Consider the following 19,442-nt stretch of genomic DNA (forward strand, 5'->3'; position numbering starts at 1 on the left):
GCGGAACGAAGAAGACCAGCACGCCCGTGAGGCACTGTTATCGGTCCGGCTTCTCCACCGTGCTCAGGGCAGCTAGGCCTTGTGGCGGCTCTCCAGCTTGCAGATTATCGTTGGATAAGTTGCTCGTCCTCTGCGCCTTTATAGGCGAGCGGAATGCCCCTGATCTGGGCGGGCATATCCCAATCGAGTGGCCGGTCCTTCGGTGAGAACCATTTGCATCGCCGAACTTCCACCCAATTCCGGCGAATTGACAAACAGTTTTCGAGGCCGTCGTCTTCGTAGCCGAACTCCACGCTACAACAAGAACATATGTCGTGGCTGGGCTCTCGGCCGTTCTCGCCCCACGGCATATCGATCGAGGCCGCAGACACGACATTTGAATTTGTCTTCTGGATTCATCCGGTCCCGAACATGTCCTTGGCTTGTTCGGCTGTATAGTATCCCAGCCTGACATCCCGAGCGACCAGTTCCGGATCGCGCGCCAGGGGATCGCCATAGCCGCCGCCGCCCGGCGTGCCGACGCGCACGCGGTCGCCAGCCTTCAGCGCGATGTCCTGCTCCTTGGAGAGGTGCGGCGGCACATGTTCCTTGCCGTCGCGGAACACGGTCACCGTGTTGACCGCGCCGTCCTTGCCGCCGAGCGCGCCCTGCGGGCCGAAGCGGCCATGGTCCATGACGAAGGAGGCGCGGGCGTCGCCGCGCAGGATCTCGACCTCGTAAGCGAGCCCAAAACCACCGCGATGCTTGCCGGCGCCGCCCGAGCCCTCGCGCAAGGCATAGTGGCGATAGAGCACCGGAAACGCCTGTTCCATGATCTCGACCGGCGGCGATTTGGAAATGCCGATGGTCGAGCAGCCATTGGTCAGGCCGTCATGATCGGCATTGCCGCCATAACCGCCGCCGGAGATCTGATACATGACGTAGTCGCGGCCGCGGGCCGGATCGTTGCCGCCGAGCGCGAAATTGCCGCTGGAACCGGCGGGAGCCGCCGTCACCTTGTCCGGCAGCGCCTGCACCATCGCCGCGAACACCGCCTCGGCGATGCGCTGCGAAACCTCGGCGGCGCAGCCCGATACCGGGCGCGGATATTTTGCGTCGAGGAAAGTGCCTTCCGGCCGCTTGACGATCAGCGGCTCGAAGGCACCGGCGCTGATCGGCACGTCGGGGAAAATGTGACGCATGGCGAGGTAGACCGAGGACAAGGTCGTCGCCAGCACGCTGTTCATCGGCCCAGCGCAAGGTTTTGACGAGCCTGAAAAATCGAAGCTGAGCGTGTCGCCTTGTTTCTCCACCGCAAGGGCAATGGTCAGCGGCGCGTTCACCACCCCGTCGGAATCGACAAAAGCCTGCGAGCAATAGATGCCGTCGGGAATGGCCGAAATGTTGGCGCGCATCTGCTCGGCGGCGCGGCGGCGCAGTTCGGCAATCGCCTCGACGACCGTTTCATTTCCGTAACGATCCAGGATTCCGTTGAGCCGGTCCTGGCCGATCAGCAGTGCGGCCGCCTGCGCGCGGATGTCGCCGATGCGCTGGTCGGCAACCCTGATGTTGGAACAGATGATGGCGTAGATCTCGCGATCGAGCACGCCCTGCTTGAACAATTTTACCGGCGGCAGCCGCAAGCCTTCCTGCTCGACCGCCGTTGCCGAGGCAGAAAAGCCGCCCGGCACCGAGCCGCCGATATCGGGCCAGTGGCCGGTATTCGACAGCCAGCAGAAGATTTTTCCGTCCCTGTAGACCGGCATGGCGAAGCGCACATCCATCAGATGGGTGCCGCCGAGATAGGGGTCGTTGACGATGTAGATGTCGCCTGGCTCGGGCGGCAGGCAGCGTCCGTCGGCGATCATTTCGATCACCGTCCTGGTCGAATACTGCATAACGCCGACGAACACCGGCAGGCCCTGGCTGCCCTGTGCGATCAGCGATCCATCGACGGCCGAATAGATGCCGTCTGAGCGATCATTGGCCTCGGCAATGACCGGCGAGAAGGCAGCGCGCGAAAACGTCAGGTCCATCTCGTCGCAGACCTGCTGCAGCGCCGCCTGGATAACCGAGAGCGTGATGGCGTCGAGAGTGATCATCCGCGCGCCTCAAATTGGACGAGGCGGGCGTCAATTTTGCACGCCGAGAGCTGGCATACGGATTCTGACGAAGAGGGACCCCCACCCCTAACCCCTCCCCACAAGGGGGAGGGGGATTCTCGTTGGCGCTGAAAGCAGCAAATCGCTGCGTGTCGATGCCAGGAACTGGTGGCTCGACCAAATCCCCCTCCCCCTTGTGGGGAGGGGTTAGGGGTGGGGGTCCTCTTCGATGAAAGCCTTATCATAACTGCCCCACCTCTATGATGATGTTGCCGTCGGCGTCCGTGCGCGCCCGGTCGCCGGGCTCGAGCACGGTGGTCGCGTCCATTTGCTCGAGGATCGCCGGCCCCTCGATGACGGCGTCGAGCGGCAGCTTTTCCCTGACGTAGACCGGCGTGTCGTGCCAGCGCCCGCCATACCAGACCGGCCGGATTTCGCGGCGCGCTTCGTCGAGCGTTTTGGTGCGCCCTGCCGGGTCGATCAGCCGGGACAGATCGATCGCCGGCCGCACGCCGGTCACCGACGTATTGAGGTTGACCAGATTGGCGCGGATTTCCGGCAGTTCGACCTTGAAGCGGGCGAAATAGGCCTTTTCGAACAGCTGCCGCAATGTTTCACGCGTCACCAAAAACGACGGCAGCGGCACGTTGATGATGTGGGTCTGGCCGACGAACTGCATGTCGGCGGAATGGGTGACGCGGATCGTCTCCGGCTTTACCGCTTCCTTGCCGATCAGCTCTTCGCCTTCGTTTCGGTGCCGTTCCAACAGTGCGTGAAGCTGGATTTCATCGAGACCGGCCACCGGCTGGTTGACGGTGTTGACGAAATCGTGCCTGAGATCGGCGACGACGCAGCCGAGCGCATTGGTGATGCCCGGCCGCGCCGGCACCAGCACTTTGGGCAGGCCGAGCTCGCGCGCCAGTGCCGTCGCATGCAGCGGCCCGGCGCCGCCGAAGGCGAACAGCGCAAAATCGCGCGGGTCGTGGCCGCGCGACACCGAGACCATGCGGATGGCGCCGGCCATCTTCATGTTGCCGAGCCGCAGCACCGCGCCCGCCGCCTCGACGCCTGACAGGCCGGTGGGGCGGCCGATCCTGTCCTCGAATATGCCGGTGACGTGTTCGACGGTGACGGGGTTCTCGACCGCAAGCAGCTTCTTCGGCGCCAGCCGGCCGAGCACCAGATTGGCATCGGTGATGGTCGGCTCGCTGCCGCCGCGCCCGTAGCAGATCGGGCCGGGATTGGCGCCGGCGCTTTCCGGACCGATCTGGATCAGGCCGGCCGCATCGACGCGGGCGATCGAGCCGCCGCCGGCGCCGACCGTGTGCACCGCCACCATCGGCACATGGATCGGCATCGCGTATTCGATCTCGATCTCGTTCGACACCGCCGGTTCGGCATTGCGGATCAGCGCCACGTCGGTCGAGGTGCCGCCCATGTCGTAGGTGACGAGGTTTTCGAAGCCGGCGCGTTTTCCGGTATAGGCGGCGGCGATGACGCCGGAGGCCGGACCCGACATGACGGTCTTGGCCGATTCACGTGTGACAAAGCGGGCCGAGATCATGCCGCCATTGCCGTTCATGATCAGGAAGTCGCGGGCGTAGCCTTTTGCTGCCAGTTCCTTGCGCAGCCGCTCGACATAGCGCTCGAGGATCGGCTGCACCGAGGCGTTGACCGAAGCAGTCACGCCGCGCTCGAATTCGCGCGCTTCCGACAGCAGCTCATGGCCTGACGTGATATAGCCGTTCGGCCAAAGCTCGGCGGCGATCTCGGCGGCGCGCCGCTCATGCGCCGGATTGGCGTAGGAATGCAGGAAATGGATGACGAGGGATTCGCAGCCGGCCTCGATCAGTTGTGAAATCGCTGCCCGCATCTCGGCTTCGTCGAGCGGAATGCGCACCGCGCCCGAGGCTTCGACGCGCTCCGACACTTCAAGCCGCAGATTGCGCGGAATGATCGGAACGAAGGTGCCGGTCATGCCATAGGCCTGTGGCCGTGTCCGCCGGCCAAGCTCGATGACGTCGCGAAAGCCGCGCGTGGTGATCATGCCGGTCTTGGCCAGCCGGCGCTCCAGAACGGCGTTGGTGGTGGTGGTCGTGCCGTGTACGATGAGATCGATCCCATCGACCGGGAAGCCAGTGGCGCCGAGCGCCGAGACGACGCCGAAGGCTTGGTTGTCGATGGTGGTCGGGGTCTTGGCGATATGCACCCGGCCACCGTCACGGCCGTCGATCAGAAGCAGGTCGGTAAAAGTTCCGCCGACGTCGATGCCGGCGACGACACTGCCCAGGGAATCCAGCGTCTGCGCCGAAAAATTCTCTTTCATTGTCGAAACCCGAAATGCCCGGACTACTGATATGTCTCAGTTTGGAAAGGTGTTTCACGCTGGCGTCTTGACGCAAATATCATTTGTATACTAATAAATTCGGGACACAAGAGCTTACCGCTTCGCAGTGTGCAAACGGCACGCCGGAACCTGATCGGTTCGGGCGCGCAGCAGAAGGTTTGGCGTCAGCGCCCTCGGGTTGGCCAGAAGGTTAGGTTTGATGAACACCATATCAACGCTCAACACCGCCGGCGCCCGGCCGCTGCAGTTCCCAATTCCGGCCAATGTCTATGCCGAAACCGTCGTCTCGGTGAAGCACTATACCGACCGGCTGTTTTCGTTTCGCATCACCCGGCCGCAATCGCTGCGCTTCCGCTCCGGCGAGTTCGTCATGATCGGCCTGCCCAACGCCGAGAAGCCGGTGTTCCGCGCCTATTCGATCGCCAGCCCTGCCTGGGACGACGAGCTGGAATTCTTCTCGATCAAGGTGCCGGACGGCCCGCTGACCTCGCAGCTGCAGAAAATCGAGATCGGCGACACCGTCATCATGCGGCAGAAGTCGACCGGCACGCTGGTGGTCGACGCGTTGACCCCGGCCAAGCGCCTGTTCATGATCTCGACCGGCACCGGCATCGCGCCCTTCGCCAGCCTGCTGCGCGACCCCGACACTTTTGAGAAATTCGAGCAGGTCGTCCTGACCCACACCTGCCGCGACAATGCCGAACTCACCTACGGCCAGGAGTTGGTTGCAGAGCTGGAAAACGACCCGCTGATCGGCGAGCTGACCGGCGGCCGCGTCACGCTCTACAATTCGACGACGCGCGAAACCTCCGCGCGCATGGGCCGCATCACAGCGCTGATCGGCTCCGGAAAATTCTATACCGATCTCGACATCGACAAGCTCGACCCTGAGACCGACCGCATCATGATCTGCGGCTCGATACATATGCTCAGGGACGTCAAGGAGCTGGCAGAAGGCCTCGGCTTCCAGGAAGGTTCGCTGCATCATCCGGCAAGCTTCGTCGTCGAGCGCGCCTTCGTCGGCTGAGACGAATCGTAGGCCATGGAAATTTAGCCGAACCATCCCTCCACTTCGTCATCCTAGGGCGGAGCAAGGAGCGAAGCGACGCGGCGCAGACCCTAGGATGACGAAGGCGCGGGGGCTTATGGCTAATCGCAAATGTTGCAGCCTTTTTGATGCCCCGGGGGCGCGAAGGATCGCTACTGCTTTCATTCTACGTCGCCGCGCTGTTCGGCTGATGCCACAGCAGGCTTTTTCCGTTATGACCGCCTGAAGGACTCGTGAAGCGCTGCTTCACGGGCTATCTTCGGCATAAGTCGTCGAATGAAAGGGCAGGAGATGAGCAGCACAATCCGCGGAGCCGATCTTGGTGCCGACAGATTGGGACCTTCCAAGATCACGCCGCTGCCGGCGCGCACCGCCGCCAATGCGCCGGCGTTGCAAGCGCACGGCATTGCTCGCAATCCCGGCATGAGGCTCGATCTCGGCTTCATGGAATCAATGCGCAGCGTCAACCGCTCGGCGCTAGAACGGCGTGTCGCCAGCCTGACCAAACGGCGCTCGATCAAGGCCGACAACCAGGCAGCCTGGCTGCTGCGCGCCGTTGCCTGCATGGACCTGACGACGCTTAACTCGAACGACACCGAAGAGCGTGTGCGCCGGCTCTGCGCCAAGGCGGTCAATCCGTTCCGCCGCGACATCGTCGAAGGCCTCGGCATTACGGGTGAAAAGATCCGCCCGGCGGCGGTCTGCGTCTATCATCCCTTCGTCGCCACCGCCGTCGATGCGCTGCGCGGCACCGGCATCCATGTCGCCGCCGTATCCACCGCGTTCCCGCACGGCCTCACCCCGCTGTCGACGCGCCTGCAGGAGGTCGAAGCCTCGGTGAGCGACGGCGCCGACGAGATCGACGTCGTCATTCCGCGCGGCCTGGTATTCGGGGCGAAGTGGCAGGAACTCTATAACGAAATCGTCTCGATGCGCGCCGCCTGCGGCGAGGCGCATCTCAAGGTGATCCTCGGCACCGGCGACCTCGCCACGCTGCGCAACGTCATGCTCGCCTCGATGGTGGCGATGATGGCGGGCGCCGATTTCATCAAGACCTCAACCGGCAAGGAAAGCGTCAACGCGACATTGCCGGTCGGCCTTGCCATGGTGCGCGCCATCCGCGCCTATTTCGAGGAAACCGGCTACCTCATCGGCTTCAAGCCGGCCGGCGGCATTTCCACGGCAAAGGCTTCGCTCGATTGGCTGGTGCTGATGAAGGAAGAGCTTGGCCGGCGGTGGCTGGAGCCAGACCTGTTCCGCTTCGGTGCGTCGAGCCTTTTGACCGACATCGAGCGCCAGCTCGAACACCATCTGACCGGGCATTATTCGGCCAATCATCGCCACGCGATGGCGTGATTTCGGAGCGCCTGATGAACATTCTCGAACGCTATCACGCCATGGAATACGGTCCGGCGCCGGAAGCCCGCAACGAGGCCGATGCCTGGCTTGCCGCGCGCGATTTTTCCAAAGCCCTGTTCATCGGCGGTGACTGGAAGGCAGCCAGCGGCGGCAAGACCTTCGACACCTGCGACCCGTCTTCGGGAAAACTGCTGGCCAAGGTCTCGGATGCCGGTGCTGCCGATATCGACGCGGCGGTTTCGGCGGCCGCCAAGGCGCTGCCGAAATGGAGCGCCAGCTCCGGCTACAGCCGAGCCAAAGTGCTCTATGCCATCGGCCGCGCCATGCAGCGCCACCAGCGGCTGTTCGCGGTGCTTGAATCAATCGATAACGGCAAGCCGATCCGCGAAAGCCGCGACATCGACGTGCCGCTGGCCATCCGCCATTTCATCCATCATGCCGGCTGGGCGCAGGCGCTGGACAGGGATTTCGCCGGCCATAAGGGTGTCGGCGTCGTCGGCCAGATCATCCCGTGGAACTTCCCGCTTTTGATGCTGGCCTGGAAGATCGCGCCGGCGCTCGCCGCCGGCTGCGCGATAGTGCTCAAGCCGGCCGAGTTCACGCCGCTTACCGCCATCCTGTTCGCCGAGATATGCGAACGATCCGGCGTGCCTAAGGGCGTCGTCAACATCGTCCAGGGCGGACCCGAAGCGGGCGCGTCCATCGTCAACCATCCCGGAATCCAGAAGATTGCCTTCACCGGCTCGTCCGAGGTCGGCAAGATCATCAGGAAGGCCACTGCCGGATCAGGGAAAAAAATATCGCTGGAACTTGGCGGCAAATCGGCCTTCGTCGTCTTCGAGGACGCCGATCTCGACAGCGCCGTCGAAGGTCTGGTCGACGGCATTTGGTTCAACCAGGGCCAGGTCTGCTGCGCCGGCTCCCGCCTTTTGGTGCAGGAAGGCATCGCCGAAGCGTTCATCGCCAAGGTCAAGACGCGGATGAGCCGGCTGCGCGTCGGCAGCCCCCTCGACAAGAACACCGATATCGGACCGCTGGTCGACCTGACCCAGCTCGATCGCGTCAAGGGCCTGGTCGCCGAAGGCGCCAAGCAGGGCGCCGTCTGCTGGCAGCCGGACGTGGCGCTGCCGTCCTCCGGCTATTACCATCTGCCGACGCTAGCAACGGGCGTTTCGCCTGCCAACATCCTGGCGCAGGAGGAGGTGTTCGGGCCGGTGCTCGCCACCATGACCTTCCGCAACACCGAGGAGGCGATCGAGCTCGCCAACAACACGCGCTACGGCTTGGCCGCCTCGGTGTGGAGCGAGAACGTCAACCTCGCCCTGCACGTCGCGCCGCAATTGAAGGCCGGCGTCGTCTGGGTCAACGGCACCAATATGTTCGACGCCGCCTGCGGCTTCGGCGGCTATCGCGAGAGCGGCTTTGGCCGCGAAGGCGGGCGCGAGGGCATGTTCGAATATCTCTCGGCAAAACTGCCGCTCGGCCCGGCCATCAAGCCGGAAACGGCTACGGCCCAGCCTGTCGAGCACGCGGAAGGCGACGCCATCGATCGCACGGCAAAGTTGTTCATCGGCGGCAAGCAGGTCAGGCCGGACGGCAATTATTCGATTGCCGTCGCCACCCCCAAGGGCAAGCTTGCCGGCGAGGTCGGTCTGGGCAGCCGCAAGGATATCCGCGACGCTGTCGCTGCTGCACGTGCCTGCAAAGCCTGGCCGGAAGCGACCGCCTATAACCGCAGCCAGGTGCTTTACTATCTGGCCGAAAACCTGTCCGGCCGTGCCGATGAATTTGCGGCGCGTCTCACCCAGCTTACCGGCGCCACCGGAAAGGCGGCGCGCGAAGAGGTGGAGCTGTCGATCGAGCGGCTGTTCCTCTATGCCGGCCTGGCCGACAAGTTCGAGGGCCGCGTCCACCAGCCGCCGGCCCGCGCCGTCACGCTGGCACTGCACGAGCCGGTCGGCGTCGTCGGCATCGTGGCGCCAGACAATGCGCCCCTGCTCGGCCTGATCTCGCTGGTGGCGCCGGCGCTCGCGATGGGCAACACAGTGGTCGCGGTGCCTTCGGAAAAATATCCGCTACTCGCCACCGATCTCTATCAGGTCATCGAATATTCCGACGTTCCGGCCGGCGCCATCAACATCGTCACCGGCCGCACCGCCGAACTCGCCGGCGTGCTGGCCAAGCATGACGATGTCGACGGGCTCTGGGTTTTCGCCGATGCCGAGACCTGCGCCAGGGCGGAAGCCGACTCTGTCGGCAATCTCAAGCGCGTCTGGACCGGCAACGGCCGCAGCCTCGACTGGGCGTCGGTCGAGGCCGCCGGCGATGCCTTCCTGCGCCGTGCCGTCGAGGTTAAGAACGTCTGGGTGCCCTACGGCGATTGAACGGTCGCCCTTTCGCGCGATATCGGACGAGAAGCGTTCGGGCTTGACGGCAGAAAAGATGTTCTTTACCGAGAAAAAACATTTTCCCTTAAGCGAACAGCGATACAGGCGGCATGATAGTGCCTATCTGGCACATTGCGCCTTGGCCGCGTGCCCGTAAAAACCGGGCGGCCACAGAGGAGAAAAGCATGGCGGATCTGGCAGGCAAGATCGTTGTCGTCACAGCGGCGGCACAAGGCATCGGCCGGGCGAGCGCGCTGGCTTTCGCCAAGGCGGGCGCTGTCGTGCATGCCACCGACATCAATGAGGTGCTGCTCGCCGACTTAGGCAAGACGGCAGATATCAGGACGCGCAAGCTCGACGTGCTGAACGACGAGGCGGTTTTAACCGCCTTTGCCGAGATCGGCGCCGTCGATGTGCTGTTCAACTGCGCCGGCTTCGTCCATTCGGGCTCGATCCTCGAGATGAAGGACGCCGATCTCGACTTTGCTTTGGATCTCAACGTTCGCTCGATGATCCGCACCATCCGCGCCGTGCTGCCCGGCATGCTGGAGCGCGGCGACGGCTCGATCATCAACATGGCGTCGCTGGCGGGCTCGACCAAGGGCGTGCCCAACCGCTTCGTCTACGGGCTGACCAAGGCGGCCGTCATCGGCCTGACCAAATCGGTTGCCGCCGACTATGTCGGCAAGGGCATACGCTGCAACGCCATCTGCCCGGGCACGGTCGAAAGCCCGTCGCTGGAGGACCGCATGCATGCGCAGGGCGACTACGAGGCGGCCCGCGCCGCCTTCATCGCCCGCCAGCCAATGGGCCGCCTCGGCACGCCCGAGGAAATCGCCGATCTCGCCGTCTATCTGGCCGGCGCCACCTATACGTCGGGGCAGGCTTATAATATCGACGGTGGCTGGTCGATCTAGGAGCGAGTTTGCAAACGGCCTCTGGTCGCAACTGGGAGAAAAATTGCATGAAACTGCTGCGCTATGGCGAAGTGGGGAGCGAGCGCCCCGGCATGCTCGATGCGGATGGGACGATCCGTGATCTCTCCGCTCATGTCGCCGACATTGCCGGCAAGGCGCTCGACCCGGCATCGCTTGAGACATTGTCGAAGCTCGATCCGAAATCGCTGCCGGCGGTTTCCGGTAAGCCGCGCATCGGCGCCTGCGTCGCCGGCACCGGCAAATTCATCTGCATCGGCCTCAACTATTCCGACCACGCCGCCGAGACCGGCGCCACCGTGCCGCCGGAGCCGATCATCTTCATGAAGGCGAGCTCGGCCATCGTCGGGCCTGATGACGACGTGCTGATCCCGCGCGGCTCGGTCAAGACCGACTGGGAAGTCGAGCTTGGCGTGGTCATCGGCAAAACCGCGAAATATGTCACCGAAGCCGAGGCGCTGGATTATGTCGCCGGCTACTGCGTCGCTCATGACGTTTCCGAGCGCGCCTTCCAGGCCGAACGTCAGGGCCAGTGGACCAAGGGCAAGTCCTGCGACACGTTCGGGCCGATCGGCCCGTGGCTGGTGACCAAGGACGAGGTCAAGGACCCGCAGAACATTCCGATGTGGCTGAAGGTCAACGGCAAGACGATGCAGAACGGCTCGACCAAGACCATGGTCTATGGCGTCGCCTACCTCGTCTCCTATCTCAGCCAGTTCATGTCGCTGCATCCGGGCGACATCATCTCGACCGGCACGCCGCCCGGCGTCGGCCTCGGCATGAAGCCGCCGGTGTTCCTGAAACCCGGCGACGTCGTCGAGCTCGGCATCGAAGGGCTGGGCATGCAGAAGCAGACGTTCAAGGCGGATTTGTAGGCGCAGAGATCCTCCCCTTCTCCCCTTGTGGGAGAAGGTGGATCGGCGCGCAGCGCCGAGCCGGATGAGGGGTTCTGGAAGAACGCTGCTTTGAAATATCAAACGAATTGAAGCTTTTACGCCTTCAGCGTGGCGATCCTTCCAACACCCCTCATCCGACCGAGCTTCGCTCGGCCACCTTCTACCACAGGGGGAGAAGGGAGAGAGGCGCTACTTCAGCACCCTCCCATCGGCTCCAAACCGGTACGTCTTTGCCGGATCCGGCGTCGCGTAGAGCGTAGCACCAGGTTCGGCATTGTAGACGCCGAAGATGCGCACGGTGATCAGGCCGGCCTTCTCGCAGTCGAGATAGAGGTTGGTGTCGGCGCCGAGATGCTCGGCATGGACGACCGTGCCTTTCCAGGCGCCGGATTTCGCATCCACGGTCAGGTGCTCTGGGCGGACGCCGATGGTCTTGGCCGTTTCGCCAAGCCTGGCGCCGTCAACGAAATTCATCTTCGGTGAGCCGATGAAGCCGGCAACGAATTCATTCGCCGGCGAATTATAAAGCTCCATCGGCCCGCCGATCTGCTCGATCTTTCCGGCGTTGAGCACGACGATCTTGTCGGCCAGCGTCATCGCCTCGACCTGGTCGTGGGTGACATAGATCATCGTCGCCTTCAGCCGGCGATGCAGTTGCGCAATCTCCAGCCTGGTGTTGACGCGCAGCGCGGCGTCAAGGTTGGACAGCGGCTCGTCGAACAGGAAAAGCTTGGGCTCACGCACCACGGCGCGGCCGATGGCGACGCGCTGGCGCTGACCGCCGGAAAGCTCGGCCGGCCGCCTTGCGAGATAGGGCTCCAGCGACAGCATGGAGGAGGCGATGCCGATGCGGCGGTCGATCTCGGCCGCCGGCGTGCCCGCCTGCTTGAGGCCGAGGCCCATATTGTTCTTCACCGTCAGATGCGGGTAGAGCGCATAGGTCTGGAACACCATGGCGATGCCGCGTTTGGCCGGTGGCGTTGCGGAGACGTCCGCCCCGTCGATGACCACGCGGCCCGAGGTCGAATCCTCCAGCCCGGCGATGACCCTGAGCAAAGTCGACTTGCCACAGCCGGAGGGGCCGACGAAGACGACGAATTCGCCATCGGTCACTTCGAGGTTGATGCCCTTCAGCACCTCGACCGGCCCAAAGGCCTTCTTCACATTCTCGATGTTCAGTGAACCCACGGCTTCGTCCCTGTTCTAGAGTTTGACTGGTCTAGAGTCTGATTGGGGCGCCGCTGCGAACGCTCTCGTCGGCGGCAAGGCAGACGGCCAGCGATTTCACCGCGTCGTCCATATGGCGGGTGAGGTCCAGATCCTCGCGGACCGCTCTGAGCAGAAAAGCCTGTTCGAGATCGCAGAGATCCTGATGGCCGGGCTCACCCTCCATCGACAACATCTCATCCGCCTTGGCGAACTTGCCGTCCGCGCCGGTCGCTGCACTGTGCAGGCGGATGGTCGAGGTCTTGGTATGGGTGTCGATGTCGTCGGATTTGACGCCCTCCTTCATGACGATCGAAACGAAGCCATTGGGCGAGATCACGTCCTTCACGAAGAAAGCGGTCTCCGAGATCATTGGCCCCCAGCCGGCCTCGTACCAGCCGACCGAACCGTCGTCGAACAGCACCTGAAGATGACCGTAATTGTACATCGTGGGCGCAATCTCGTCGGTCAGTCTCAGCCCCATGCCGCGCACCTCGACCGGCCTGGCGTCGGTGATCTGCAGCATCACGTCGAGATAGTGCACGCCGCAATCGACGATCGGCGACGTCGTCTGCATCAATTGCTTGTGCGTCTCCCAGCTATGGCCTGAGGATTGCTGGTTAAGGTTCATGCGAAACACGTAAGGGCCGCCGAGCTTGCGCGCCTCGGCGATCAGCCGGATCCAGGACGGGTGATGGCGAAGGATGTAGCCGATCACCAGCTTTTTGCCGTTGGCCTTGGCTGCCGCAACCACGCGTTTGGCATCCGCCACCGTCGTCGCCAGCGGCTTTTCGACGAAGACATGGCAGCCGGCCTCGAACGCCTTGACCGCATAGTCGGCGTGGCTGTCGGAATAGGTGGCGATGCAGGCGACATCAGGCCTTTCATCGTGCAGCGCCTCGTCGAAGGAGCGCCTGATACCATAGCCGGAAAGCCCGGCCGCCAGCGGCACGTTGGAACGGTTGACCAGTGCAGCTATCTCGAACCCCGGATTAATGTGATAGGCCAGCGCATGGCTGCGGCCCATATTGCCCAAACCGGCGACGACGACGCGAAAGGGTTTTTCGGAGCTCACTTGACCGCTCCCGAGGTGATGCCGCGGATCAGCTGCCGCGAGAAGATGACGTAGAGGATCAGCACCGGCATGATCGCCAGCGAAAGTGCCGCCAGGATCGCGTTCCAGTTGGTGACGAACTGGCCGAGGAACAGCTGCGCGCCCAGCGTCACCGTCTTGGTCTCTTCCGACGGCGCCAGGATCAGCGGGAACCACAGATCGTTCCAGATCGGGATCATGGTGAAGACGGCGACCGTCGCCATCGATGGCCTGACCAGCGGCAGCACCAGCCGGAAAAAGATGGTGTATTCGGACAGACCGTCGATACGCCCGGCATTCTTCAGGTCGTCGGACACCTGCTTCATGAATTCCGACAGGATGAAGACGGCGAGCGGCAGGCCTTGCGCCGTGTAAACCAGGATCAGCGCCGTCAGCGTGTTGACCAGCCCGCTCGCCACCATCAGCTGCAGGATGGCGACGGTGCCGAGGCGGATCGGGATCATGATGCCGAGCGCCAGGTAAAGCCCCATCAGCGAATTGCCGCGGAAGCGGTATTCCGACAGCGCGAAGGCGGCCATCGCGCCGAACAGCAGCACGAAGAACAGCGAGGCGACGGTGACGACAAGGCTGTTCTGGAAATAGTGGATGAAATCACCCTGCCCGATCACCGTGGTGTAGCCGATCAGGTCGAAGGTTTTCGGCGTCGGCGGCGCCAGCGGCGCGCCGAAGATCGCCGCGCGCGACTTGAACGAATTGACGATGACGATGATCACCGGAAACAGTGCGATCGCCGTGTAGGTCAACAGCACCGCATGGGCACCGATGGTGCGGGGCAGGGAGCTGGTTGCCGTGCTCATGTCTGGCGCCTCAGAACTGATAGCGACGCAAGCGCGTCTGGACGAGGAACAGGTAGACGCAGACGCCGCCAAGGATGATCAGGAACATCATCGTGGCGATCGCCGCGCCCATGTTGGGATCGCCGACCTGCAGCTGAAAACCGAAGAAGGCGCGGTAGAGGAAGGTGCCTAGAATATCGGTCGAATAGTTCGGCCCGGCCAGCGCGCCTTGCGCGGTGTAGATCAGGTCGAAGGCGTTGAAATTGCCGACGAAGGTCAGAATCGAGATGATGCCGATCGACGGCAGGATCAGCGGCAGCTTGATCTTCCAGAACTGCGACATGCCGGTGATGCCGTCGCATTCGGCCGCTTCGATCACCTCCTCAGGGATCGACAGCAATGCCGCATAGATCAGCATCATCGGAATGCCGACGAACTGCCACACCGAGATCAGGCTGAGCGTCGTCAGCGCATATTGCTCCTTGCCCAGCCACGGCGTGAACAGACTTTTCAGGCCGACGAGGTCCATGAGATTCGGCGCCACGCCCCACAACGGCGACAGGATCAGCTTCCAGGCGAAGCCGACGATGACGAAGGACAGGATGGTCGGCACGAAGATCGCCGTACGGTAGAAGGCGGAGAATCTCAGCCGCGGGCTGGACAGCAGTGCGGCCAGCAGGACGCCGATCGGATTCTGCACGACCATGTGGATGATGAAGAACCATACGTTGTTCCGCAGCGCGTTCCAGAAATTGACCGACCAGTTGGGATCGCCGAACAGCTTGCGGAAGTTTTCGAACCCGACGAAGACCTGAGCCTGCTCGATGTTGCGGAACAGCGAGAGCTGCAACGTGCCGGCCAGCGGCAGGATCATGATCGCCGTATAGACCAGCACCGCCGGCGCCAGGAAGACGACGATGTGCCAGCGGAACGGTCGTTTCGGTGCTGCGGCCATGCGTTCGGTTCCCGCCGATCAGGTTGTTGCGATTGCCGCCAAAAAGGCGCGGCGCCTCCCTCCCCCTCGAGGGGAGGGTGCCTCGCGAAGCGAGGCGGGTGGGGTCGGCCGAGGCAGTGCGCCATCGTGGTTTCGACCGCGCTTTCCAGCAACGATCAAGCCGCAGCCTGCCTCCACCAACCCCCTCTGTCGCCTTCGGCGACATCTCCCCCTCGAGGGGGGAGATAGACGCGCTCCGCCAGGCTTTTACTTCGCCGGCTTGTACCAGCTGTCGAGGCCGTCCTGCAGCTTCTTGGCGGCAGCTTCCGGCGTGACGGTGCCGTTTATGACGTTGGCCGATTCAACCCACGTCTCGTTCTCGAGGTTCGGCGTGCCGCGCGACAGGATCTGATAGGTCGAGCGGATCGTCGACTTGCACTTGTCGCGCCAGGAGACGAATTCCTGGGCCAGCGGGTCTTCCATCTTCACCGGAGTGTTGTTCAGGCTGAAGAAGCCCGGCAGCGCGTTGGCGTAGATGGTGGCAAAATCCGGCGAGGCGACCCAGCTCAGGAAGGTCTTGGCCGCATCCGCATTCTTCGACGCCGCATTGAGGCCCATGCCGATGTCGGTGTGGTCGGAGATGTAGCAGGTGTCGCCGGCTTTCGGCACCGGCGGCGGGAACGCGCCCATCTTGAACTGCGCCTGCGTGTTGAACAGGCCGATTTCCCACGAGCCGGCCGGGTAGATGGCGGCGCGGCCGAGCGTGAACAGGTTCTGGCTGTCGGGATAGGTCTGCGCCTCGAAGCCGTCGCCGAGATACGGCTTCCATTTCGCCAGTTCCTTGAAAGGCTCGACCCACTGCGGGTAAGTCAGCTTCTGCTCGCCCTTGATCAGCGCCAAACGGCCTTCTTCGCCCTTCCAGTAGTTCGGGCCGATGTTCTGGTAGCCCATGGTCGCGGCTTCCCAGAGATCCTTGGTGCCCATCGCCATCGGGATGTAGGTGCCATCGGTCTTGATCTTATCGAGCGCGGCGTAGAATTCTTCATTGGTGGTTGGCACCTTGATGCCGAGCTGGTCGAAGGCGTCCTTGTTGTAGATGAAGCCGTGGATGACCGAAGCCATCGGCACGCAGAAGCTCGACTTGCCGTCGTCGGTCCGCCAGGCGGCCTTGGCGACGTCGGAAAAATTCTCCATGCCGGGCAGCGTCGAGATATCAGCGAGATTGCCCTTCTTGAACAGTTCCAGCGACTTGTCGAACGGGCGGCAGGTGATCAGGTCGCCGGCTGAGCCGGCGGCGAGCTTGGCGCCAAGTGCTGCGTCATATTCGGTCGGCGCCGACGGCGCGAACACCACCTTGATGCCCGGGTTCTTGGCCTCAAAAGCCGGGATCAGCTTGTCCTTCCAGATGGCAAGGTCGTCGCCGCGCCAGCTTTCGATGTTGAGCGTTACGTCCTGGGCATAGGCCATTCCGGCCGAGCCGAGAATGCTGGTGCCGAGAAGCAGTGCCGTCAGTAGTTTCGTTGTCATGCTCAGTCTCCCTGTTGACCTTTTTCAGGTTCGGTTTTGAGAACAGAGGCTTTCCGCCCCATGCTCCCCTCGATCGCGGAAAGGGCCGGGCGCAGCTTCTGGCCGGTTCCTTCCAGTATCTTCTCGGCCGCATCGGCGCTGGCGGCGCCGGCAGCGAGCAGAATGGCGGTCTTGACGACGCCGCCGCTGTTCTCAAGCAGCTTTGCCGCATCGTCCCTGTCGCGCCCACTGATCGCGGCGACGATGCGCGCCGCGCGGTCGCGCAGCTTGATGTTGTCGGCCATGAGATTGACCATGTAGCCGTCATGGACATGGCCGAGATGGATGGCGGCCAGCGTCGACAGCATGTTGAGCGCGATCTTCTGGGCGGTGCCGGCGCCCATGCGCGTCGAGCCGGCGATCAGCTCAGGCGGCGTTTCGAGCAATATGGCGATGCCGGCCAGCCGAAGCAGCGGCGCATCCTTGTTGTTGGCGATGGCGATGGTCGCCGCGCCCCGACGCCTGGCTTCCTCGATCGCCCTGACCGCATAGGGCGTCGAGCCGCTGGCCGAGACCGCGATCAGGCAGTCGCCCTCGCCGATGCCGGCAGCGGCAACCGCTGCCGAGGCTTCGGCGGTGTCGTCCTCTGGCCCGCCGGCCAGTGTCTTGAAGGCATCGTCGCCGCCGGCGATCAGGATGGCGATGCGGTCGCGCTGAATGCCGAAGGTGCCCGGCAGTTCCAGCGCATCAGCCAGCGCCATCAGACCGGAGCTGCCGGCTGCCGCGTAAGCGAGTTTGCCGCCGCTGTTCAGCCGGCTGGCGATGATCTCGGCTGCTTTGGCGATGGCAGGAATGGCGCCGCGCACCGCCTTGGCGGCCTCGATCTGCGCGTTGGCCAAAGAGGAAAGGATGGCGTCCGGAGCCTGGATGTCCAGCCCCTCGGCATTCTGGTGAAGCGCTTCGGTGCGCGTTTCGGCCATCCGCTTTCCCTCCAATCCAGAAAACAATACCAAAAAAATACCACTTGTCCACACGCATTAGCAACTTCCCTGCCCTGAAATCGCCGTTCTGGCAAAATGCGCAGGTTTTTCAATTAAATACGCCTTAATCTTTTTGAAAACGAAATTAATCCCTTGGCTATTGGTATTTTATTGGTATTATCTGGCCGGAGGAGAAATCGTGTGAATTTCGTGCTTGGCATCGATGGCGGCGGCACCAGCTGCAGGGCGGCCCTTGCAACAGTGGACGGCACGGTCGTCGGCCGCGCCAAGAGCGGTGCGGCGAACATCCGCACCGATCTCACCGGCGCCAGGGCCAACATCGTCGAGGCGGCAAGGCAGGCCTTTGTCGCCGCCGGACAGGACCCCGAACTGATCCCGCAGACCCCGGCCATACTCGGCCTCGCCGGCGCCAATGTCGGCACCTACAGGCAGCAGCTCGAAGCGATCCTGCCGTTCAGCGTCAGCCGTGTCGAGACCGATGCCGAGATCGCGCTGGAAGGCGCCGTCGGCTCGGGTGACGGCGCCATGGCCATCCTCGGCACCGGCACCGCCTATATGGCGCGCAGACGAGGCAAGTCGCGCGCCATCGGCGGCTGGGGATTCCAGGTCGGCGACCAGGGCAGCGGCGCCCGCATCGGCCGCGACCTGCTCGAGCAGACGCTGCTCGCCTTTGACGGCATCTGCGAAGGTTCGCCGCTGACGCAAGCCATGCTCGCCATCTTCCGCGACAATCCCGAGGATTTGGTCGAGTTCACCACCAACGCCAAGCCCGGCGACTTCGGCGGCTTCGCGCCCAAGGTCTTCGACCATGCCGAAAAGGGTGATGTCGTCGCAAACTGGATCCTCGACAAGGCGGTCGCCGACGTCGAGGCCGCACTTGGCGTGCTCGATCTCGGCAGCGACGATCCGCTCTGCCTGCTTGGCGGGCTGGCGCCGCTCTATGCACCACGCCTGTCGGCGCGCTACCGGGCGCTGCTGAAGCCGCCGCTCGACGATGCGCTGGGCGGCGCGGTGCAGATGGCGCTTCGTGTCTTCTCGAGCACTGCGGAGGCAGCGCGATGAGCGAAGCCGCCGACCAGATCTTCGCCACGCTGAAACAGTCGGCGCAAAGCGGCGCGCCGCTCTATCTGCAGCTCAGGAAGAGCATCGAGGACGCGGTCAATCGCGGCCTGATCGGGCCGGGCGATGCGCTGCCGTCCGAGCGCGACATCGCCAGCAAGGCCGACATTTCGCGCGTCACCGTGCGCAAGGCGGTGCAGGATCTGGTGAAGGGCGGCATCCTCGTCCAGCGCCACGGCTCCGGGACCTTCGTCGCGCCGCGGATGGAGCGTGTCGAGCAGTCGCTGTCGCGGCTGACGTCCTTCACCGAGGATATGGCGCGGCGCGGCATGGCTGTGCGTTCGGCCTGGCTCGACCGCGGCCTCTATGCGCCCTCGCCGGACGAGATGATGGTGCTCGGCCTGTCGTCGAACGAATTGGTGGCGCGGGTGGCGCGCCTGCGCATTGCCAACGACACGCCGCTGGCGATCGAGCGCGCGGCACTGTCGGCCAGCGTACTGCCCGAGCCGGCAGGAATTGGGTCCTCGCTCTACGCCGCGCTGGAAACGACCGGCCATCGGCCGGTGCGGGCGGTGCAGCGCATTTCCGCCGCCAATCTCGGCGACGACGACGCGCGCCTGCTCGAAGTGCCGCCAGGCATTGCCGGCCTGCACATCGAGCGTATTTCCTATCTGGCGAGCGGCAAAGTGATCGAATTCACCCGCTCCATCTACAGGGGCGACGCCTATGATTTCGTCGCCGAACTCCGGCTGAGCGAAGAGGGCCGGCCATGAGCGCGACGAGTAGCCAAAAG

Annotated in this window: 15 protein-coding genes; 7 read left to right on the forward strand and 8 right to left on the reverse strand. The window is 63.6% G+C overall.

Annotated features, from left to right (window positions below):
- Positions 1-395: 395 nt before the first annotated feature.
- Both NKH36_RS18380 and NKH36_RS18385 read right to left on the reverse strand, forming a co-directional pair.
- The gene (locus tag NKH36_RS18380) at positions 396-2,081 is read right to left on the reverse strand and encodes a hydantoinase B/oxoprolinase family protein (protein WP_352963794.1); all 1,686 of its coding nucleotides are present in this window, start codon (positions 2,079-2,081) and stop codon (positions 396-398) included.
- Between the two features lie 241 nt (positions 2,082-2,322).
- On the reverse strand, positions 2,323-4,407 hold the full coding sequence (locus NKH36_RS18385) for a hydantoinase/oxoprolinase family protein (protein WP_352963797.1): 2,085 nt from the start codon (positions 4,405-4,407) through the stop codon (positions 2,323-2,325).
- A gap of 220 nt (positions 4,408-4,627) precedes the next feature.
- On the opposite strand from NKH36_RS18385, the gene NKH36_RS18390 reads away from it, so the two are divergent.
- From NKH36_RS18390 to NKH36_RS18410, 5 genes are all read left to right on the forward strand, one after another.
- Positions 4,628-5,455, forward strand: coding sequence for a ferredoxin--NADP reductase (locus NKH36_RS18390; RefSeq protein WP_352963800.1), 828 nt, complete (start codon positions 4,628-4,630; stop codon positions 5,453-5,455).
- Positions 5,456-5,767: 312 nt separating this feature from the next.
- Positions 5,768-6,832 carry a deoxyribose-phosphate aldolase gene (gene deoC, locus NKH36_RS18395; RefSeq protein ID WP_352963803.1) on the forward strand — a complete coding sequence of 355 codons (1,065 nt, stop codon included), beginning with the start codon at positions 5,768-5,770 and terminating at the stop codon, positions 6,830-6,832.
- 14 nt (positions 6,833-6,846) lie between these two features.
- On the forward strand, positions 6,847-9,219 hold the full coding sequence (locus tag NKH36_RS18400) for an aldehyde dehydrogenase family protein (protein ID WP_352963806.1): 2,373 nt from the start codon (positions 6,847-6,849) through the stop codon (positions 9,217-9,219).
- A 188-nt stretch (positions 9,220-9,407) separates the two neighbouring features.
- Positions 9,408-10,139, forward strand: coding sequence for an SDR family oxidoreductase (locus tag NKH36_RS18405; RefSeq protein ID WP_352963809.1), 732 nt, complete (start codon positions 9,408-9,410; stop codon positions 10,137-10,139).
- 47 nt (positions 10,140-10,186) lie between these two features.
- Positions 10,187-11,032: a fumarylacetoacetate hydrolase family protein gene (locus NKH36_RS18410; RefSeq protein WP_352963812.1), complete on the forward strand. Its 846-nt coding sequence runs from the start codon at positions 10,187-10,189 to the stop codon at positions 11,030-11,032.
- A gap of 210 nt (positions 11,033-11,242) precedes the next feature.
- On the opposite strand, the gene NKH36_RS18415 is transcribed toward NKH36_RS18410, so the two are convergent.
- From NKH36_RS18415 to NKH36_RS18440, 6 genes are all read right to left on the reverse strand, one after another.
- The gene (locus tag NKH36_RS18415; RefSeq protein ID WP_352963815.1) at positions 11,243-12,241 is read right to left on the reverse strand and encodes an ABC transporter ATP-binding protein; all 999 of its coding nucleotides are present in this window, start codon (positions 12,239-12,241) and stop codon (positions 11,243-11,245) included.
- Between the two features lie 31 nt (positions 12,242-12,272).
- Positions 12,273-13,334, reverse strand: coding sequence for a Gfo/Idh/MocA family protein (locus NKH36_RS18420; protein ID WP_352963821.1), 1,062 nt, complete (start codon positions 13,332-13,334; stop codon positions 12,273-12,275).
- Positions 13,331-14,170 (reverse strand): carbohydrate ABC transporter permease, encoded by an 840-nt coding sequence (locus NKH36_RS18425; protein WP_352963824.1) that lies wholly within the window; start codon positions 14,168-14,170, stop codon positions 13,331-13,333. Before NKH36_RS18425 ends, NKH36_RS18420 begins: the two co-directional genes overlap by 4 nt.
- A gap of 10 nt (positions 14,171-14,180) precedes the next feature.
- Positions 14,181-15,104: a carbohydrate ABC transporter permease gene (locus tag NKH36_RS18430; RefSeq protein ID WP_352963827.1), complete on the reverse strand. Its 924-nt coding sequence runs from the start codon at positions 15,102-15,104 to the stop codon at positions 14,181-14,183.
- A gap of 246 nt (positions 15,105-15,350) precedes the next feature.
- Positions 15,351-16,610, reverse strand: coding sequence for an ABC transporter substrate-binding protein (locus NKH36_RS18435; protein ID WP_352960381.1), 1,260 nt, complete (start codon positions 16,608-16,610; stop codon positions 15,351-15,353).
- Between the two features lie 2 nt (positions 16,611-16,612).
- Positions 16,613-17,569, reverse strand: coding sequence for an N-acetylmuramic acid 6-phosphate etherase (locus tag NKH36_RS18440; protein WP_352960379.1), 957 nt, complete (start codon positions 17,567-17,569; stop codon positions 16,613-16,615).
- Positions 17,570-17,770: 201 nt separating this feature from the next.
- Between NKH36_RS18440 and NKH36_RS18445 the strand changes: the two genes are divergently transcribed.
- Entirely contained in the window at positions 17,771-18,652 is an 882-nt protein-coding gene (locus tag NKH36_RS18445) for a glucosamine kinase nucleotide-binding domain-containing protein (RefSeq protein ID WP_352960377.1), read from the forward strand.
- The gene (locus NKH36_RS18450) at positions 18,649-19,422 is read left to right on the forward strand and encodes a GntR family transcriptional regulator (RefSeq protein ID WP_352960375.1); all 774 of its coding nucleotides are present in this window, start codon (positions 18,649-18,651) and stop codon (positions 19,420-19,422) included. Before NKH36_RS18445 ends, NKH36_RS18450 begins: the two co-directional genes overlap by 4 nt.
- Positions 19,423-19,442: the final 20 nt, after the last annotated feature.

It is taken from the genome of Mesorhizobium sp. M1312, assembly GCF_040318115.1.
Lineage (GTDB): Bacteria > Pseudomonadota > Alphaproteobacteria > Rhizobiales > Rhizobiaceae > Mesorhizobium.

Coding starts and splice junctions, on each gene's coding strand:
- NKH36_RS18380 (WP_352963794.1), bottom strand. CDS start 2,081: ATGATCACTCTCGACGCCATCACGCTCTCGGTTATCCAGGCGGCGCTG.
- NKH36_RS18385 (WP_352963797.1), bottom strand. CDS start 4,407: ATGAAAGAGAATTTTTCGGCGCAGACGCTGGATTCCCTGGGCAGTGTC.
- NKH36_RS18390 (WP_352963800.1), top strand. CDS start 4,628: ATGAACACCATATCAACGCTCAACACCGCCGGCGCCCGGCCGCTGCAG.
- deoC (WP_352963803.1), top strand. CDS start 5,768: ATGAGCAGCACAATCCGCGGAGCCGATCTTGGTGCCGACAGATTGGGA.
- NKH36_RS18400 (WP_352963806.1), top strand. CDS start 6,847: ATGAACATTCTCGAACGCTATCACGCCATGGAATACGGTCCGGCGCCG.
- NKH36_RS18405 (WP_352963809.1), top strand. CDS start 9,408: ATGGCGGATCTGGCAGGCAAGATCGTTGTCGTCACAGCGGCGGCACAA.
- NKH36_RS18410 (WP_352963812.1), top strand. CDS start 10,187: ATGAAACTGCTGCGCTATGGCGAAGTGGGGAGCGAGCGCCCCGGCATG.
- NKH36_RS18425 (WP_352963824.1), bottom strand. CDS start 14,170: ATGAGCACGGCAACCAGCTCCCTGCCCCGCACCATCGGTGCCCATGCG.
- NKH36_RS18430 (WP_352963827.1), bottom strand. CDS start 15,104: ATGGCCGCAGCACCGAAACGACCGTTCCGCTGGCACATCGTCGTCTTC.
- NKH36_RS18435 (WP_352960381.1), bottom strand. CDS start 16,610: ATGACAACGAAACTACTGACGGCACTGCTTCTCGGCACCAGCATTCTC.
- NKH36_RS18440 (WP_352960379.1), bottom strand. CDS start 17,569: ATGGCCGAAACGCGCACCGAAGCGCTTCACCAGAATGCCGAGGGGCTG.
- NKH36_RS18450 (WP_352960375.1), top strand. CDS start 18,649: ATGAGCGAAGCCGCCGACCAGATCTTCGCCACGCTGAAACAGTCGGCG.